The 18,008-nt window shown below is 36.2% G+C and carries 15 protein-coding genes and 1 pseudogene; 1 reads left to right on the top strand and 15 read right to left on the bottom strand.

All coding sequences use genetic code 11. The features are described 5' to 3' along the window. Positions 1–106: 106 nt before the first annotated feature. Positions 107–643 (top strand): Gx transporter family protein, encoded by a 537-nt coding sequence (locus ACVRZH_RS01725; protein ID WP_447453600.1) that lies wholly within the window; start codon positions 107–109, stop codon positions 641–643. Between the two features lie 594 nt (positions 644–1,237). Here the strand turns inward: ACVRZH_RS01725 and cls are convergent. The 15 genes and pseudogenes from cls to ACVRZH_RS01650 all read right to left on the bottom strand — a co-directional run bounded on the left by cls (position 1,238) and on the right by ACVRZH_RS01650 (position 17,955). Beyond that, positions 1,238–2,809 (bottom strand): cardiolipin synthase, encoded by a 1,572-nt coding sequence (gene cls / locus ACVRZH_RS01720; protein ID WP_447453599.1) that lies wholly within the window; start codon positions 2,807–2,809, stop codon positions 1,238–1,240. A gap of 194 nt (positions 2,810–3,003) precedes the next feature. After that, complete coding sequence (locus ACVRZH_RS01715) at positions 3,004–4,320, bottom strand: FAD-containing oxidoreductase (RefSeq protein WP_447453598.1); 1,317 nt, start codon at positions 4,318–4,320, stop codon at positions 3,004–3,006. Between the two features lie 98 nt (positions 4,321–4,418). Continuing rightward, positions 4,419–4,997, bottom strand: a complete 579-nt coding sequence (locus tag ACVRZH_RS01710) for a VanZ family protein (protein WP_447453597.1) — start codon at positions 4,995–4,997, stop codon at positions 4,419–4,421. A 23-nt stretch (positions 4,998–5,020) separates the two neighbouring features. Further along, positions 5,021–5,512 (bottom strand): prolyl-tRNA synthetase associated domain-containing protein, encoded by a 492-nt coding sequence (locus ACVRZH_RS01705; protein ID WP_447453596.1) that lies wholly within the window; start codon positions 5,510–5,512, stop codon positions 5,021–5,023. Between the two features lie 76 nt (positions 5,513–5,588). Further along, a complete protein-coding gene (locus ACVRZH_RS01700; RefSeq protein ID WP_447453595.1) occupies positions 5,589–6,185 on the bottom strand; it encodes a hypothetical protein in 597 nt (198 codons plus the stop codon). 22 nt (positions 6,186–6,207) lie between these two features. Then, the gene (locus tag ACVRZH_RS01695) at positions 6,208–6,903 is read right to left on the bottom strand and encodes an ABC transporter ATP-binding protein (protein ID WP_447453594.1); all 696 of its coding nucleotides are present in this window, start codon (positions 6,901–6,903) and stop codon (positions 6,208–6,210) included. Further along, positions 6,903–7,988: an ABC transporter permease gene (locus tag ACVRZH_RS01690; RefSeq protein WP_447453593.1), complete on the bottom strand. Its 1,086-nt coding sequence runs from the start codon at positions 7,986–7,988 to the stop codon at positions 6,903–6,905. The genes ACVRZH_RS01695 and ACVRZH_RS01690 overlap by 1 nt, the downstream gene beginning before the upstream one ends. A gap of 146 nt (positions 7,989–8,134) precedes the next feature. Continuing rightward, positions 8,135–9,454 (bottom strand): annotated as a pseudogene (locus tag ACVRZH_RS01685) (APC family permease). Positions 9,455–10,023: 569 nt separating this feature from the next. Next, positions 10,024–11,697 (bottom strand): formate--tetrahydrofolate ligase, encoded by a 1,674-nt coding sequence (locus ACVRZH_RS01680; RefSeq protein ID WP_447453592.1) that lies wholly within the window; start codon positions 11,695–11,697, stop codon positions 10,024–10,026. 424 nt (positions 11,698–12,121) lie between these two features. Further along, positions 12,122–12,727, bottom strand: a complete 606-nt coding sequence (locus tag ACVRZH_RS01675) for a superoxide dismutase (protein ID WP_447453591.1) — start codon at positions 12,725–12,727, stop codon at positions 12,122–12,124. A gap of 90 nt (positions 12,728–12,817) precedes the next feature. Then, positions 12,818–13,858 carry a DNA polymerase III subunit delta gene (holA, locus tag ACVRZH_RS01670; protein WP_447453590.1) on the bottom strand — a complete coding sequence of 347 codons (1,041 nt, stop codon included), beginning with the start codon at positions 13,856–13,858 and terminating at the stop codon, positions 12,818–12,820. A 167-nt stretch (positions 13,859–14,025) separates the two neighbouring features. Continuing rightward, positions 14,026–14,232, bottom strand: coding sequence for a CsbD family protein (locus ACVRZH_RS01665; protein WP_447453589.1), 207 nt, complete (start codon positions 14,230–14,232; stop codon positions 14,026–14,028). Positions 14,233–14,405: 173 nt separating this feature from the next. Next, positions 14,406–16,244 carry a glycerophosphodiester phosphodiesterase family protein gene (locus ACVRZH_RS01660; protein ID WP_447453588.1) on the bottom strand — a complete coding sequence of 613 codons (1,839 nt, stop codon included), beginning with the start codon at positions 16,242–16,244 and terminating at the stop codon, positions 14,406–14,408. 89 nt (positions 16,245–16,333) lie between these two features. Beyond that, complete coding sequence (locus ACVRZH_RS01655) at positions 16,334–17,290, bottom strand: sensor histidine kinase (RefSeq protein ID WP_447453587.1); 957 nt, start codon at positions 17,288–17,290, stop codon at positions 16,334–16,336. Then, the gene (locus ACVRZH_RS01650; protein ID WP_447453586.1) at positions 17,287–17,955 is read right to left on the bottom strand and encodes a response regulator transcription factor; all 669 of its coding nucleotides are present in this window, start codon (positions 17,953–17,955) and stop codon (positions 17,287–17,289) included. The genes ACVRZH_RS01655 and ACVRZH_RS01650 overlap by 4 nt, the downstream gene beginning before the upstream one ends. Positions 17,956–18,008 lie beyond the last annotated feature (53 nt).

Here is an 18,008-nt window from a genome sequence, read left to right as displayed (position 1 = left end):
TTTCCTCAAGCTTTTCACTAGGGATTATTAGCGCTTTAATATTGCCAGTTGGCTAAAAAAAATGTAAGATATAGAACAGTAGATTGTATTCTAGAAAGATAAACCTATGCAACGTTCTCATCATAAAATGGTATTCATCGCCATGTTAGCCTCTCAAGCTGTTGTCCTCTCACTAATTGAAAGACTTATCCCAACACCTTTTGCATTTGCTCCAGGAGCAAAATTGGGACTTGGTAATCTGATTACCCTCATCGCTATTTTTACATTGCCATCTCGAGACAGCCTGAAAATTGTCTTGGTACGCTTAATCATTGCTACGCTATTAAGTGGTACATTTTCAAGTTTCATGTATAGTGCTGCAGGCTCGTTACTGAGTTATCTTGTCATGTTAGCTAGCAAAAAACTTGGACCAAAACGAGTTAGTGTCTTAGGGATTTCAACACTCGGTGGCGTTATTCATAATATTGGTCAAATAATAGTGTTTGCCTTCTTGGCTCAATCACTTGGTGCTCTTAATTATCTGCCTATTTTATCAATGACAGGTATCTTATCTGGATTTCTAGTCGGACTGACTGGTTACTATCTTCTTCAAAAAATACCTGTTTTACATCACTATTATCAGACCATGTTAAAAAACTGGTAATCTATCTTGACTACCTTTTAAATCACACAAAAAATACTGGGCATATTGACCAGTATTTTTATGTTATCTTGATGGAAGCTTTAATACACTATTGAAGGATACTAGTTTTAACTGACCTATCACATGTTTAATTCAATCAAAAATCAAGTCTGTCGTCAGACGAACTAATCCTCTCTCATCCCAAACTTCAGAGCTTTAAGCAAAATTCCACGCAACACCTTTCAATAAGTTATGCGAAATAACGCACATATAAATACCATTTTCAGCATCTAAATCGTTGCGAATGCTTCATATAAACGATTAACCCCTTGCTTGTAAATAGAGGTGTGAACTATTATAGACTTTTTAGTGTGCATAAAATGAAATCTTTAAAATATCAAAGGTTTATGATAGCATGAAAAACAAAAATCCCCCACCTGAAAGGAAGAGGATTATAGGGCATCTTTCGATGAGTTAGGCAGGTTCACACAACCTAACAATGTCCGCTCCTGCGTTAATGACATCCCTAGCGCAATAGTGGCAAAGCCACTTATCGACTCATCGCATAATGTTATTATATCAGTTTTTTTACATTTGACAAGAGTTTTGTTGTCATTAAAGTAAAGGAGCAATCATTTTAATTAGCACACCTATGACTTTTTGATAAAACGGGCGTTGTCGCCAATCTAACCAAGTAATTTCTCTAGATAATCTAAATGTCTGTATAAAATCATCATTGATTGCTTCTAGACAATCGGTTTTATAAAGATAGGTTGCACACTCGAAATGATGGTAAAGACTACGGTAATCCAAATTAATCGTCCCAACAACTCCTTTTATGCCGTCAGACAGGAAGACTTTCGAATGGACAAAACCGGGCGTATATTCATAGATTCTAACACCTGAGGAGAGTAGGCTACCATAATAAGTTTTAGCGAGATAATAAGGGATTTTCTTATCAGGTATTCCCGGCATAATCAGTCGAACATCTACGCCACGTTCTGATGCAAATCGCAAAGCGTGTTCTAGTTCACTATCAAGAATCAGGTAAGGAGTCATGATATAGACATAATCTCTAGCATGGTTCAAAATATCAATATAAACATTTTCTCCCACTCTATCAGAATCAAGTGGTGAATCTCCATAAGGAATGACAAAACCTTCTTCCTCATAGTGTTCATGCTCCTCAGTTAAATAACGATCGAATTCTGGATTATCTTCAAAGACAGACCACATTTGTAAAAACATAACAACAAAGCTGTTGACTGCTTCCCCCTCTAACATGATCGCACTATCTTTCCAGTGACCAAAACGCTCAATTTCATTGATATACTCATCAGCAAGATTGACCCCGCCATTAAAGGCGACTTGACCGTCAATAACTAACAATTTACGGTGGTCTCGGTAGTTATAATAAGTGGAAATAAAAGGCGATAATGGAGCAAATGCTTTAGCTTCAATACCTATGGCTCTAAGGCGCTCTTTATAGTCAAATGAAAGTGTTGACATCTCAATCATGCCATCATACATCACACGAACCTGAACACCTTCTTGAACTTTTTGTTCCAAAATCGCCAAGATTTCACCCCACATCAAGCCTTCATCAATGATAAAATACTCTAAAAAGATATACTTTTTGGCTTTCAACAATTGACGTTTCATCTCATCAAACTTAGCTTCCCCCGAAGGAAAATAGGTAACTCTGGTATTCTTGTAAACAGGATACTTGCCATCTGTCCGTCTGAAATACTGAACAAGATTATAGGTGGTTGAGTGAGCATCTTGTAACTCTGCCAAGACATCCAAGTTCTGTTTGAGATAAGGCTGACCTCTGTGAAGTGAGACCAGAATCCCTCTTTTCATCCCACGATAGCCCCAATCCATCTTAGTATAGATTAAAAAGAGTGAGCCTAGTAAAGGTAAACTCAAAATCAGCAGTAACCAGGTAATCTTAGAAGTGGTATCCATACGGTTGTTAATCAAATACAAAACCGTTCCTATACGTAAAATATTTTCCGCAATTTCAACATAAAAACGGTACTGATCTAACCAGATAAATGACGATACAATAAAAAGGAGCTGAAGAATTAAGAGAATAACAATTATCGTTGTACGACTAAAAATCCCTCTTAAAATCCCTCTACGACTCTTATCCAGTAACTGTCGAACCGTATGTTTTTGATTCATACTAACTCCTCACGAAACTTTTTTTCTATTCTCATATCTCGACGATCTTAGCAATCTATCTATAATATCTCTTCAAGAGGTCTTAGAACATGACTTAAATCACTAGTCCTATACAATTAAGATATAACAAAGAGACTGGACATTTCCAGTCTCTTCATTATACCATAAGTTGAGTTCTTCCTTTTATCTGACACTTAGAAATTAAAAACATCATTCAAGTTTTCAGACATGGTTGGGTGGGTAAAGAGTTGATTCTTGATATAAGTATACGGAATCTTGTTATCTATCGCCATCTTAATCAAGTTTATGATTTCCTGACTTTCAGCAGATAGGAGAGTTGCTCCTAAGATCAAACGCGAATCCATATCAACGACTACCTTAAACATGCCACGTAGATTATTATTGACATGAGCTCTCGGCATATTAGCAACCAACAAACTGTTTGCTTTGTAGTTATATCCTTTATCTGCAGCTTCTTGTTCTGTTAAGCCAACCTGTGATAAGGCTGGACGAATGAAACTGGTTGTTGCAATAGTTGAACGATCCTGAAGACTATAGTTGCCATTACCAGTTAATTTCCCAAATACAATACGAAAATCATCTAAAGAAGTGTATGTGAACTGAGGACCACCATTAACATCACCTACGGCATAGACGCCAGGAACAGTTGTTTCGCAATAATGATCAACCTTAATCGCACCACGCTCGGTCATTTCAATAGACGTGCTCTCCAAACCTAAATCAGCAGTATTTGGTTTACGACCTGTGGCATAAAGAAGGGCATCAAAAGTAAACTCTTGATTGTTCGCAATCACAAGAACTTTATCGCCAACATTAGACACTTTAGACACCTTAGCCGACAAAACAAAGTCGACACCATCTTCTTCCATATAGGTTTTAGCTAAATCAGCAACTTCTGGTTCATAACGTCCAAGCACGCGCTCAGAAGCTTCAAATACAGTCACCTTACTGCCTAAATCAGCGTAAAGACTAGCAAATTCTAAACCAATATTACCACCACCGATAATACCTAAATGTTTAGGTTGTGCTGTTAGTTGTTGAATACCTGTACTATCATACACATGCTGACTCGTGGTCAAGCCCTCAATAGGCAAGATAACTGATTCTGCACCAGTATTGATAATAATCGTTTCAGCAGTCAAGCGAAGTGTCTCATCTCCTGCAATAACCTCAACAATCTTATCACCAGTAAAGCGGGCCTTACCATTGATAAGAGTCACACCTGCGTTTTCCATCAACAGTTTATTTTTACCACGTAAACGTGTCACAACAGCTTCTTTTTGAGCCATAGCCTGCTCAAAACTTAAATTTTCTTCCGCTGCAACAATCAGGGTTTTGGTTGGAATACAGCCGATATTGATACAGGTTCCACCGTACATACTAGTATCTTGTTCGACAATAGCGACTTTTTTACCACCCATACTCATCTTAGCAGCTAAGGTTTTACCAGCTTTACCAAAGCCAATAACCAATACATCAAATTGTTCCATATTAACTCCTTTAGTTGATTTTAAGGATTGACTCCCTATATTACATCATTATTTTATCAAATATGATAGCACCTGTCAGAAATATGCTACGAGATAGTCTAAAATCTCCAAAAAAAGTTAGGATCAAATAGAATAAAACGAATCAAAAAGTAGACAATACTATATCTTATCGGTGACAATCCTGTGCTTAAACTGTCTCTTTGCCTAAATAATAAGCGATACATGACATAACCTAAACCAGCACCCAAGGTATTCAAAATTAAATCATCGATATCCGTAATCCGCTCATTGCATAATTGAACCACCTCAATAAATAAAGAAAAGCCAAAGCTAGTTTGTATCATCTTAGGAAGAGATTGGTACTTCTTAGAAAAAAGAGGCAGGAAAAAACCGAATGGAACAAATAAGAAGAGATTTAGCAGATAATCAATCACATTGATCGTTTGACTAAATGGTATCACATTAATTTGATGTTCTAAGGCATACCACGCAAACAAGAAATCATGTCGTGTAGGTAATCCTGTCACGAAAAAAACGAACATCATATACATGGCGTACAAAAATGTCAACATCAAAACCTTGCCATGCCAATCTTCTTTAGGACGATAATACAAATAGAAAGCTAAAAAGGTTAATAAACCTATCACAGCTTCATAAATAAATGATAACGCAAGCATGTTTTCTCCTCTCAAAACGCTATTTAAGATAGCTCAATCACATGACTGTCAAACCCAATTTCTTCCAAAAATCTCAATAAATCACGAGTGTTGATAAAAATGGTTTTATCGTTCGTATTAGGATGAAAACTCATTCGTTCCTCTGACATAATCTCTTGGTCAAAATAAACCTTAATATCCTTTTCCATATTGTTTAAAAGACCAAAAGGTGACACTGTACCTGGTGGTAATCCCATCTTTGACAATAAACTATCAGGCGATGCCATACGGATCCGATTAGCTCCTACTATATCTCTAAACTTATCCATATCCAAGAGTTTTTTATCGTCCATAATCAAAAGGTAGTATTGCGTTTTCTTTTTATTAGTCAAAAACATAGTCTTGGTACGAACACCTTCGATGCCTTCGATATATTTATCTGCTTCCTCAGTCGTAAAAGCTGGTTCATGTTCTACCAACTCTATACTGATTCCAAGCCTCTCTAAAACCTTTAACACCTGTTCATAAGCTGTCATAATACACCTCTCTGCCACTTTTTTCTCATTATACAAAAAGTCACAATAAAAAGCTAACCATAGCTAGCTTTTGTTATTATAATGATAGTTCTTCCTCAAGGCTCTGTGTCGCAGTAACGACATCTTCTGTTATCTCACTTATATGTTTGTCAATAATCAACTTTTCATCCTGGGTAAAGGTTTTACCTGATGTGGAGACATTTTTATACAACTGCAGTATCAACTCTCCTTTTTTCTTGTTAGTCATGTAGATATCTGAACTTGAACCGTGAGCTTCTTCTAAGATGGATAGGTACATATCAATTAATTCGGTAGCTTCTTCATACGACACTTTATCAGGATACATACGCATCAAGACCATTTGTCGTGTCAATTCAATATAAGCATCGATCATCTCATCTTCTGGGGAATAACTATCATCTACTGGCAAATCAGTATCGCCATCGACCTGAATATCGTCTGTTTCTGTGTCATAATAGAGATGATGACGAGCAAGAGCGTCATCAATAGCTACTGATTCCATTATGGCACCAATAGCCATAACTAATAAAAACAAGCTTAACATCCCCAAAATTATCGTTGACCAGAATAAACCTCTTTTCCACAAGGGTTTAGACAAGACGTACAAATGACCTTCATCATCAAGAATGAATTGTTTGACAGGTGCTGCCATTATTTCTCCTTATAAGTATCTTTTATTCTCCAAACGCAACTAATTTCAATTGACCATATTCTAACTCATATACCTTGTCAACTAAATCTAAGATACGTTCATCATGTGTCACCATAATGGCTCCTGTTTGTCTCTCTTTAACCTCTTTACGCAGTAATTCTGCGATTTGACGTCCTCTATCGGCATCCAAACTAGCAGTAGGCTCATCAGCTAAAATAAGTTTCGGTTGATGTACAAAGGCTCTGGCAATCGCTGCACGTTGTCTTTGGCCACCTGATAGTTGATTAGGGTATTTATTTGCTGCGCCTTCAATACCTAAATCCTTCAATAAAGTAGATACAGCCTCTTGACGTTCTTGACGACTAAAATTCTTATTAAAAGCGGCAACTTCTAACAACTGGTCATTGATTGTCATAAAAGGCAAGAGATGATGGCTCTGAAAGATAAAGCCCAATTGCTCGCGTCTTAGTTTTGTCAAATCTTTTTGACTACTGCTAGATACTTTTTCACCATCCAAATAAATAGCACCAGTATCTGCTGTTAACAAGAGACCTGCGATTGATAAAAGCGTGCTTTTACCAGAACCCGATGGGCCTAAAATCGCAACAAATTCACCCGCTTCAACAGAAAGATTCAAATCCTTTAGAATGGTTAATGACGCATCACCATCTTTGTAAGACTTACCAATTCCTTTTAGTTCTAATTTTGCATGAGACATTACATATCACCTCCATTGATAACCTCTATGGCATCTATTTTGACAATCTGACGAATAGACAATAAGCTAGCTAAAATAGCAATCGTCATAAAGGCAACAACTACTGGCAACACTGTCGACGCCGTTAAATAGAATGGTAAGGTTTTTGGTAAAAACTGTGCCAATGTATAAGCAACAATTAAACCAATAGCTACACCAGAAAGTGCTAGAATAAGAATCTGGCTAAGCTGGCTACTAATAATCTCACCAGTTGAATTACCAATAGCTTTCATAACACCAAATTCACGCCTTTTCTGGAGAGTAATGATATAAAAGAATACACCTAAAATAGTTGATGAAATAACAACTAAGGTCCAAATAATCAATTTTAAAGTCAACTGTTGAGCAGTATAACCAGGAATTTTTGAAATAAGAGCTTTCTTTTCAAGAACTTCCACGCCATCAAAACTATAATCCTTAACAAGATCAGTTTCAAAGACAAGTGCTTGAGGAACCCAAGTATAAGCGGGGTTAACAGCCTTATTTAATTCCTCGAAGGTATCTTTTGTGACATAAGCAATGGAGCTGTGACCGTAGTAGGCATTTTTAGCAAAACCAACAACTGTTAATTCTTTATCTGCTCCTTTAGCCAATACCTTATCGCCTAATGCAATACCTTCTTCTCTAAAACGCTCATTTAACACCAGCTCATTAGAGCGAGAAGATAGTGGCTTACCTTCACTGATTTCAGGTGCTAAGAAACTATCTTTATCAATGGCAAAATAAACAGTGTCTAGTTTATTAGAATCCTTGTCGCTCAAGTCAGTTCTTTGAATCGTTAATTCTGTGTAGTTACCTAGCTGTTTGCTTTTGACATCATCCAAAATAGTGGTACTCAGATTAGAGAAGGTTGTGATACCTTCTGCTTCTTCACTTAACAGATAGTAGGGCGCTTCGATTTCTTCAATACCTGCACTAACCACACGGCTAAGTCCATTAGCGAGACCGATAAGAAATACAACCATAAACATCATTAAAATAATGAGTAACTCTATCAAAATATATCTTTTAGCGTAATAACGCAATTCTTTTAAAGCCAGTTTCATGTTTTAACCTCTTTCCAAGCGTAAAGCTAGATTATACTTTATTTATCAGCTTATTGCAACAAAAGGGTTCATAAAATCAATCCTTAACATTTAAAATCAATGCATCGCTTCTACCAACATTTCCTAATCAAGTCTATCATCAGAGTTCAGATAACTGCTTTGTTTTTCTTATTACCATGCATGATTAGGTAAAGAATACTAGAGATTGCAACACCAATAAAACCATATACAAAGTTCATCATGTTACCGCCAGCAATCATAAGAATACTTATGACAACGGCTAAAATCGGAATAAATCTACCAAATGGTACTCTAAAAATAAGATTGGCATTTGGTTCATCCTGACGCAGTTTGATAACTGCTAATGCGGTTGGGATATATTGAAAGAAGCGGAATATCACACTAAGCCCTGAAAGAAATTCAAATGAACCAGTTAGTAATAGCAAAATGGCAACAGTTGATGAAATAGCAATTGCTATTATAGGTGCTCCATTTTTATTTTGTTTAGAAATAACAACTGGCAATAAGCCTTCATCTGCAATAGCTGCTCCAAGACGAGGAACCATAATAGATTCACCCATATTAAGCCCAGTGATTGAAATAAGGGCACCGATAGAAACCAGCCAAGCACCAACAGGACCAATCATGCGCGTGAAAGCCTCTTGAACCGGTGCATTAGTATTCATGATATCATCACCCAACATGGCAATAGTTCCAGCGATAATAAGCATATAAAGAACGGAAACAATACTAATTGAGCCTAAAATAGCACGTGGCACATTTTTTTCAGGATTTTTCATCTCACCGGCAACGATAGAAAGGGTTTCAAATCCGATAAAGCCATAAAAAATATAGATCGCTGTATCAGAAACAGCACCAAAAAGTGTTTTGCCTTCTTCTAACTGTACAAATGGTGCAAAGTTACCCAAACCTTTGTTTATAAAGAAAATAGCACAGATAGAGAAAAGCACAATCGGAATGAGTTTAGCTACCGTAGCGATAATCGTAAAGATTTTTGAGATTTTTAATCCTGATAAATTTATTAGCGATAGAAAAACAACTAATCCAATACTGATAGGGATATTCATGCCTTCAAAAGTCGGGAAAGTAATGATGAACATTTTTGCGAATCCTGCCGCCATAGCAGCCCAAGAAAAAATAGTTACAACCCACCCTAAAATACCGACATTAAAGCCTATAAAGTCACCAAAAGCCCGCTTAGAATATTGGAAAGCTCCACCATTTTTACCAAAGTAACCCGAAACTTCAGCAAAACAAACAGCTAACAGAATCGTTAAAAGAGCTGTTCCAAACATAACTGCTATAGATGCAGGACCTAAGCCACGATAAATATGCTGCGGTCAAAGAAATATACCAGAACCGATAACAGCATTTATCCCATAAAGTGTCGCCCCAGTCAGGCTAAACTTAGCACTCTCTTGAGTAGCTATTTTTTTGTTTCCCATACGTTGTCCTCCTTAGTTGATATAAAATGATAAGTAGAGCTTAGTAGACCCTTCACATAAATAGCTTACTAAACAAGAAATAACTCTACAGGCAGCTTTTCTCACTAGGTAATCAACCAACACCTACATCTGTTTTTTACCTTCAAAAATGATGATTTTCTAAGATAGTGTATCAATTGTGAACTGTTTGCCTAGTTTCAAATAAACTGTAACTCATCTGTATAGTCATATCAACTATGATAATCAACCTATCATTTCATTAGACCTCTATCACAGATGAATAAAACTTATTATACAGGAAGCTGACATTCTTGCAAATCCAATAACTTTTAATTTAGATCATCATTTTTAAAAATCTGGAAAATAGTTATATTTTGGTACTGTTTTAAATGATTTGGTGTTCTAAACCTATGAAATCATTCAAAAATAGAAGGATGTGATGATAATTAGGAGAAATCATTTAATACTTGCTAGAGGGTAAGAATAGAAATATAGTTGCTTTGGTTGAACCTTCAGCTCATTTTGTCAACATAAAATCGGTAAACCTTAGGTCTTGTATGGTTATTGGATTAAAAAAGACCTGTAATCTTTCCTTGGGTATCTATGTCAATACGCTCACTTGCTGGAACTTTTGGCAAACCTGGCATAGTCATAATATCTCCAGCCAAAGCTACAATAAATCCAGCTCCTGCTGATACTTTGAGTTTGCTAATTGTAACAAAGAAATTTTTTGGTGCACCAAGTTTTGTCGCATCATCAGAGAAAGAATACTGCGTCTTAGCCATACAAATTGGCAAATGGTTAAATTCAAGGTCTGTTAATTCTTTCAATTCTTTCTTAGCAGCAGGTGTCAAAATCACACCCTCACCACCATAAACCTTAGTCACAATCTTATTCAACTTTGTTTCAATGCTATCTTCATCGTCATACACGAATTGGAACTGATTGGGTTCTTCGGTAAGGGCGACAACTTTTTCTGCGAGTTCAATACCACCTTGTCCCCCTTTTGCCCAAACATCTGAAACCACAACATCAACACCTAATTTATGACAAGCATCATAAACTACCTTCAATTCTGCTTCTGTATCAAGTGGGAATTTATTGATAGCTACAACAGCTGGTAAGCCATAGACATGACGAATATTATCTAAGTGTTTTTCAAGGTTTGATAAACCATCAATTACAGCTTGGACATTTTCAGTAGCAAGATCTATTTTAGCCACACCACCATGCATTTTAAGGGCACGAATCGTCGCGACAAGAACAACAGCACTCGGGCGTAATCCTGACACACGACACTTGATATCAATAAATTTTTCTGCGCCCAGATCTGCCCCGAATCCTGCTTCAGTGACCACATAATCAGCATATTTCAAAGCCACTTTTGTTGCTAAAACACTGTTACAGCCATGGGCAATATTAGCAAATGGTCCACCATGGATAATGGCTGGAGTATGTTCCAGAGTTTGCACTAGGTTTGGATGGATAGCGTCTTTCAGAAGAGCTGCCATCGCACCACTAGCCTTCAGTTCCTTTGCTAAAACTGGTTTCCCTTGAAAATTATAGCCGATGATAATGTTATCTAAACGTTTTTTGAGATCTGCTAAGCTATCAGCAAGACACAGGATTGCCATAATTTCAGATGCTACAGTGATATCGTAGCCATCTTCACGTGGCACACCATTAACCTTACCTTGAAGACCATTAACGATATGACGTAATTGACGGTCATTCATATCAACAACACGTTTCCAAGTGATGCGTCGAGAATCAATGCCTAAACTATTACCATGATGAATATGATTATCAATCAAAGCTGCTAGGAGGTTATTGGCAGCACCAATTGCATGAAAATCGCCTGTAAAATGAAGATTAATGTCCTCCATAGGAACAACTTGGGCATAACCACCACCTGCAGCTCCACCTTTAATACCAAAAACTGGACCTAATGATGGCTCTCTGAGGGCAATTACTGCTTTTTTACCAATTGCTGAAATGGCATCTGCTAAACCAACAGATGTTGTTGTTTTGCCTTCACCAGCATCTGTAGGCGAAATAGCAGTAACCAAAATAAGTTTGCCATCAGCTTTATCTTTAAAACCATCCAACTGATGCAAGTCAATTTTAGCCTTATATTTCCCATACTGAATTAAGGCATCATCTGTCACACCAAGTTTTTCAGCAATGTCTGCAATTGGCTGCATTGTCATAGAATTTGCAATTTCGATATCTGATAAAACCATGTTGTCCTCCTTATTAGACAAGTTCTAAAATGTCTCGGTAAATCGTCTTAAAAGGGGGCTATCTTTTTCAAAACGTTTTTTACCTTATTAACAGTACGAGGACACAAAGTCCCTATGCTTAATTCCCCATAAATTAATTAAAACATTTAACTAGACTCCTTGCAAGCCTGATGTGAGATGAAATGTTGCGAATGATCAATCACTAGTTGTTAAAATAGTAAAATGACACTGCTTTTTTTGTAACAGTCAAGTCATTGGCAAGGTCAGATATCATCTCAAGAGAGGGGGTAGTGATACTTTTAAAAACCAAAAACAACCTGTCCCTTCTATACCTATTAGGAACAGGTTACTTTATGATTTTGAAATTAAGGTATTAAACCTATCCCTCATCTAAAAAACGAGTTCCTAAGAACTCGACGACCTATTATTTAGCTGCTTGGTAAAGTTCTTCAACCTTATTCCAGTTGATAACTTCAAAGAACGCTTTGATATAGTTTGGACGAACATTGCGGTAGTTCAAGTAGTAAGCATGTTCCCAAACGTCCAAGCCAAGAATTGGTTTATGACCATCCATGATTGGTGTATCTTGGTTTCCAGTTGAAAGAACTTCAAGTTCACCCTCTTTATTAACAACTAACCATGCCCAACCTGAACCAAAACGAGTTGCTGCTGCTTGTGCAAAAGCCTCTTGGAAAGCGTCAAATGAACCGAATTTAGCATCAATAGCAGCTGCAAGTTCAGCTGAAGGCGCAGTTTTTTCTGGTGTCATTAACTGCCAGAAAAGCGCGTGGTTAAGATGTCCACCACCGTTATTGATAACAGCTTGACGGATATCAGCTGGAATAGCTGTCACATCAGCCAATAATGCTTCTAAATCTTCACCAATTTCAGGGTGTTTCTCAAGAGCCGCATTAACATTAGCAACATAAGCCGCATGGTGCTTGCCATGGTGCAATTGCATTGTTTCTGCGTCAATCGTTGGCTCAAGTGCATCATAAGCATATGGTAAATCTGGTAACGTAATTGTCATTTGGTTATTACCTCTTTTCTTTTAATAACTCTATCTTATCGTAAAATAAGTTGGCTTACAAGTAATTAGCTTATATCACTATAAAGCAAGCTAATGTTGCTCAAAACTCGCTATCTTTAACAAAGCTAAATCAAAAAGATATTCTTTTTCAAATTGTCCTGTCTTGATTTGAAAATCTGTTTCAATTAAGGTTTTGATACTGTTTTTCAAGAAATCTACCGACAAGACACGGCTATCTCTAAGTGCAAATTTGACTTGGTAAGGGTTTATTTTCTTACCCGTTATATCCGATAATTCAAAAATCATTTGCGCCTCTGATTTGCCTAAGCTAGCTAACAATTTAACTTGTAAAAACAACCTAAACTGCCCCAACATAACAGCTATCAACTTAACATCATCTTGTCCTTGTAAACGTAAATCCTTAATCAGTTGTCGTGCGTCATCAACTCTATGCTTTAAGACAAGCTGAATCAACTCAAAAATATTATCTGATAACGTACGTGGAATAGCCTCTTGAATATCTTTTTGTGAGATATGACCATCTGCTTTATAGGCTTTTAAAAATGCAATATTCTTGGTCATTTCACCAAAATCAAAATTCGCTTTCACCAAAAGTTGATCAAAAACACCTGATTCAAAGACCATTCCCAACTGATGAGCATGCTTTTGAAAGTAAGTTTTAAAGGCTGCTTCTTTAAGTGGCATAGCCTCAAAAATCTGAGCATCACGTTTTAATAGCTTGACGATTCGACGCTTACTATCTAGCTTACCCGGAGCTAAGAGAATTAGTCTGGTCGTATCTAACGGGCTATCAAGGTAAGCCTCAAAGCGTTTTAAAGCATGTTCGTCGAGATATGTTTTTTTTGATGTCGTAATATCTAAAAAATGGTCAAAAATGACAATTTTCTCATCAGAAAAAAATGGCAAACTCTCCAAATCCATCTCAGCATCTTCATAAGCACTTTCTGACAAATCAAAATAAGAATAGCTCAAATCACTAGGATCATAACCAATCTGAGTCATTAGTGTTTGACGCATCAAAGCGTACTGACCTTGGTCCTCCCCAGTAATTACAGTGATTAAACCTAATTTGGATTTGCTTAGTTGTTCAATGTGTTCAATTGCAATCATAATTCCATTATATCACAGCTAAAATCAGTTGGGACCAGAAAAATGTATGAATGAGGGGTGAATGGCAAACATTTGGGTAAAATTAGACTTTTTATTCTTTTTATATCTAACAAAATAAGGCTGAACTTTTGATTCAACCTTACTCAATATTATATGCAGATATTTGCCTATTTTTTGTCAAATGCGTTTTGAATGCCTTTTAAAGCACCCTCAACAGCACCTTTAGCATCTTCTGCTAACTCCTTAGCTTTACCAACAGCCTTTTCGACAGTTCCTTCTGCCTCGAGTGATTTATCACCAAGCACTTTTCCTGCGAATTCTTTAGCAGAACCTGAAACTTGCTCTAATGTTGCATTTAATTTTTCTTCTGACATAACGATCCCTCTTTTCATTTGTTTGTTTCATTATATCAAAGGACATCAAATAAAGAAAATATAATGCTTAATATTTTTAGCTCACCAGCTTACACTGAACGCTACAGACAAGGAAGCCAAATATTTTTTCGACCAACACTGTATCATTAATCTCATCAAAGACGATAAATCTATTACTCAAATAACTTATCTAATATCATTTCCAGATCAGTACGCTTATCACGTGTTTTGATACCTTCTTTAACAGCCAAAACATAATCTGTAATTATCCCATCTACTTTTGAATTAACAAATGAGCCAATGGACTCCGGTGTATTGACCGTCCAAACAATCACTTTTTTACCGCTTGATTTCAATAAATCAATATTATCAGAGGTTGCTTCGCGCTCTTCCATAATCAGATAATCACCAAGTAAATGATTCGTTTGCCCTATCGCAAAATAATAAAGATAGCCAGATTGGATCTCAGGATATTTTTTTTCAATATATTCAATGAGTGTATAATCCAGCGATAATAAAACAGCTTGATCTCCTAATTTTTCTTTTTTGATGAGCTTGACCATATCATCAACCATTTTTTTATCGGCTGTTTTTCCTTTTAATTCTATAAAAAGACCGATCTTACCCTTTGATGCCTTAATGACTTCTTCGATAGTTGGTACAGGTTGAGAGGGTTTACTAGGATCAAAAAGATTTCGAACTTCTAACTTCTCCACTTCCTTCAAAGTCATTTCTGAAGAGGTACGTGAATCTCCAGCAACACGTCTAAAATTACTATCATGATTTAAAATATAACGACCATCTTTTGTTCTCTGGATATCAATTTCGGTCCATGAAGCACCTTCCTTAGCCGCTTCAATAATCCCTTCAACAGTATTTTCCGCTCCCAAGTCCCCTCCTGCACGGTGCGCTACAATTTCAATAGGGTGATGTGTTTTAAAAATAGGATCAAAAAATACGGTTAATATTGCTGAAACAATTAGATTAACTACGACAGCTACAAAGATGCCTAGAAGAATCCATAATTTTGTTTTCAAGCGAATTTTGTGTTTAACATTATCTAACCACGATGTTGCATTTGTGGTTAATTGTAATTCAATCGTTTGTCCTTCCAAGTGATTGTATTTATAAAATAAATCAGTTATAGACAAGACAAATATAGGCATAAAAATAAATGTTATTAAAGTTAGTAATTCTGAAATGCCTAATAAGATAAAGAAGAGTAAAAATCTTGATGGTTCTGTTCCATCACTTAACTGTATGAGTAAAAAGATTAAACTGGATACAATTATTGTTAAAGGAAAATAAAGCCAAGTTAACCGTTTTAAAAATGCAAGAACTAAATCCTTCAAAAACTCCCACTGAAACTTCTTAGTCAGTTTCCAAGAAGCAATCAAAGCCGAAAAACTGCCATATCCCGAAATCAAAATATAGTGAAAAACGAAAGCAAAACGATAACTGATATAAGCTAGTAAGAGTAATACCAAATTATATAAAGCAAAATAAAGCGGACTTGCATAAATAACAGATGTGATAAAGTTAGGGATTTGAAAATTCTTCATCGGTGAGATGGTTACACCCACCCCAATTAAAGGGAAAATCAAAGCAGCATAAACCATCACAAGTAAGCCAAGCGGGCTGAAAAAATACCTTAAGGATTTGATTCCAATGGCAATCATGTGACGAGCTGTCATCTCAATCTTCCCCTCTTTGATTAAGGCTGACATAATAATAAAGCTGTTAATATCCAAACCAAACAAAATCATCATGAAGATTAAGGTGACAATCAATAAGCTAACCCCATTAAAACTCAATAAGAAACTCATGAAATCGCCACTAGAAAATACAGTACGACCTGATTGATTTAACAACAAGCTAATGATAAATGAATATATTGGGTAAACTAATAAGGTTAAAACACCTTTTGTTAATAACTGGTATTTCGCAAACAACCATATAATTCTACCTTTGTATGCCAATGACGATTTGAATTGTAAAGATTTAGTCTTCACGATAATCTCCTAATGTGAATGTAATAGATTTTATTATAGCATTAAATCTTGAATGCTAAAAGATGGTTAAATTTAAGAAAAAGAATTGTTTAAGTAGCCTTAGACAATGAAGAAGCTATCGTCACTTCGGTTCCCACATCTATCTGACTTGTAATGGTGATCGTAAGACCTAATTGATCAATAATCCTCTTGGTCATGTAAAGTCCGAAGCCTGTTGCTTTTTGGTGTTCACGACCATTAAAACCTGTAAAGCCTTGTTCAAATAAACGAGGAATATCTTCTGCTAATATCCCTATTCCGTTATCCTTAATACATATACCATCGTTAGACATCGTTATTGTAATCCGACCATGCGGTTTACTATATTTCACCGCGTTATCCAATAGTTGCGACAAAGCAAAACGTAGCCATTTACGATCTGACAAAAGAGTCCAATCCCCATCTAATGAAACCTGTATATCTTTTTTTAAAAAAAGCACCCTAAATTCTTTTATGATATCAATGACGAGGGCTTTTACGGATACCTTCTCAAATCGAAAATCACTATCATAATGACTTAACTTGAGATAGTTTAACATGTTACTTAGCTGATGGTTGAGAGATTGAACCTGTATGGCAACATCCGATACTTCCAAACTATCTGTCTGTACCATCAGGGACAAAGCTGACAAGGGGATTTTCATCTGATGACTCCACATTTTGATTAGCTGTTGTAGATCATTCTCACGTTGCCTGGTTTTTAACAACAATTTTGAAAATGCTGTTTTTTCTTGATCAATAATTGCTAAGTAGGCTTTGTCACTGGGTTTTGTTAGTAGATACACATCTGGATTAAACGAAAAATCTTCGAGCAAGTGTATCTTCTGTTGAAACCGATAGTACAATACCATACTAATAAGGATAATGAGGACAGACGATACTAAAAAACTATAGGTGAAATAAGATAAGGGTAATCGGTATAGATAGAAAGTCATTAAAAATGCTACAGCTTGTATAATGTACATCATATACCAAAAACGATATTCTCTAAAAAAAGCTCTGATCATTTCACAAGATACCCCACTCCTCTAACCGTATGAATACGGTCAAACCCTAGTTGAGCCACTTTTTTACGAAGACGTGCCATATTCACATTTAAAGTATTGACATCAATAAAATCTTCTCCTTCCCATAATTTGTCAAGGAGTAGTTCTTTGGTCACTACTTCTCCTTTAGCTGCAATTAAGACAGCTAAAATTTTAGTCTCTGTAGGTGTTAGTTTTAAATGCTCACCGTTTCGACTAAAGTGGCCATCTAAGTCAAGCTTAAAATCATCAACCACCAACTTAGGTGTTTGCATTAAATACGTACTACGTCTTAACATGGCAGCAATTTTGGCATCTAACAATCCCAAAGAGAATGGCTTAGCAATAAAATCATCCCCTCCCATATTCATCGCCATAATAGCATTCATTTCATCGTCAGCTGAAGAAATAAAAATAATTGGCATAGTCATGGTTTTACGAATTTCAGTTGTCCAATAAAAGCCATTAAAATACGGAAGATTGATATCCATTAAAATCAAATCTGGCTGTAACTCATCAACTTCCTGTGTGACAGACCTAAGATTGCTAACACTAAACACACGATATTGTTGACTCAAATGATTTTTTAAACGTTGAACAATAACCTCATCGTCTTCGACAATGAAAATGGTAGCTTCTTTTCTCATAGATTTATTTTAATACAAATATGTTACTATAGCAATCTCAAACTAAAACAAAA

The organism is Streptococcus fryi (assembly GCF_053206505.1).
Note: the sequence above shows the minus strand (reverse complement) of the source record. Positions and strands in the feature narration are given on the sequence as shown.

What these genes read in the sequence shown, in the direction of transcription:
- ACVRZH_RS01725 (WP_447453600.1), top strand. Translation starts at nt 107, where the DNA reads ATGCAACGTTCTCATCATAAAATGGTATTCATCGCCATGTTAGCCTCT.
- cls (WP_447453599.1), bottom strand. Translation starts at nt 2,809, where the DNA reads ATGAATCAAAAACATACGGTTCGACAGTTACTGGATAAGAGTCGTAGA.
- ACVRZH_RS01715 (WP_447453598.1), bottom strand. Translation starts at nt 4,320, where the DNA reads ATGGAACAATTTGATGTATTGGTTATTGGCTTTGGTAAAGCTGGTAAA.
- ACVRZH_RS01710 (WP_447453597.1), bottom strand. Translation starts at nt 4,997, where the DNA reads ATGCTTGCGTTATCATTTATTTATGAAGCTGTGATAGGTTTATTAACC.
- ACVRZH_RS01705 (WP_447453596.1), bottom strand. Translation starts at nt 5,512, where the DNA reads ATGACAGCTTATGAACAGGTGTTAAAGGTTTTAGAGAGGCTTGGAATC.
- ACVRZH_RS01700 (WP_447453595.1), bottom strand. Translation starts at nt 6,185, where the DNA reads ATGGCAGCACCTGTCAAACAATTCATTCTTGATGATGAAGGTCATTTG.
- ACVRZH_RS01695 (WP_447453594.1), bottom strand. Translation starts at nt 6,903, where the DNA reads ATGTCTCATGCAAAATTAGAACTAAAAGGAATTGGTAAGTCTTACAAA.
- ACVRZH_RS01690 (WP_447453593.1), bottom strand. Translation starts at nt 7,988, where the DNA reads ATGAAACTGGCTTTAAAAGAATTGCGTTATTACGCTAAAAGATATATT.
- ACVRZH_RS01680 (WP_447453592.1), bottom strand. Translation starts at nt 11,697, where the DNA reads ATGGTTTTATCAGATATCGAAATTGCAAATTCTATGACAATGCAGCCA.
- ACVRZH_RS01675 (WP_447453591.1), bottom strand. Translation starts at nt 12,727, where the DNA reads ATGACAATTACGTTACCAGATTTACCATATGCTTATGATGCACTTGAG.
- holA (WP_447453590.1), bottom strand. Translation starts at nt 13,858, where the DNA reads ATGATTGCAATTGAACACATTGAACAACTAAGCAAATCCAAATTAGGT.
- ACVRZH_RS01665 (WP_447453589.1), bottom strand. Translation starts at nt 14,232, where the DNA reads ATGTCAGAAGAAAAATTAAATGCAACATTAGAGCAAGTTTCAGGTTCT.
- ACVRZH_RS01655 (WP_447453587.1), bottom strand. Translation starts at nt 17,290, where the DNA reads ATGATCAGAGCTTTTTTTAGAGAATATCGTTTTTGGTATATGATGTAC.
- ACVRZH_RS01650 (WP_447453586.1), bottom strand. Translation starts at nt 17,955, where the DNA reads ATGAGAAAAGAAGCTACCATTTTCATTGTCGAAGACGATGAGGTTATT.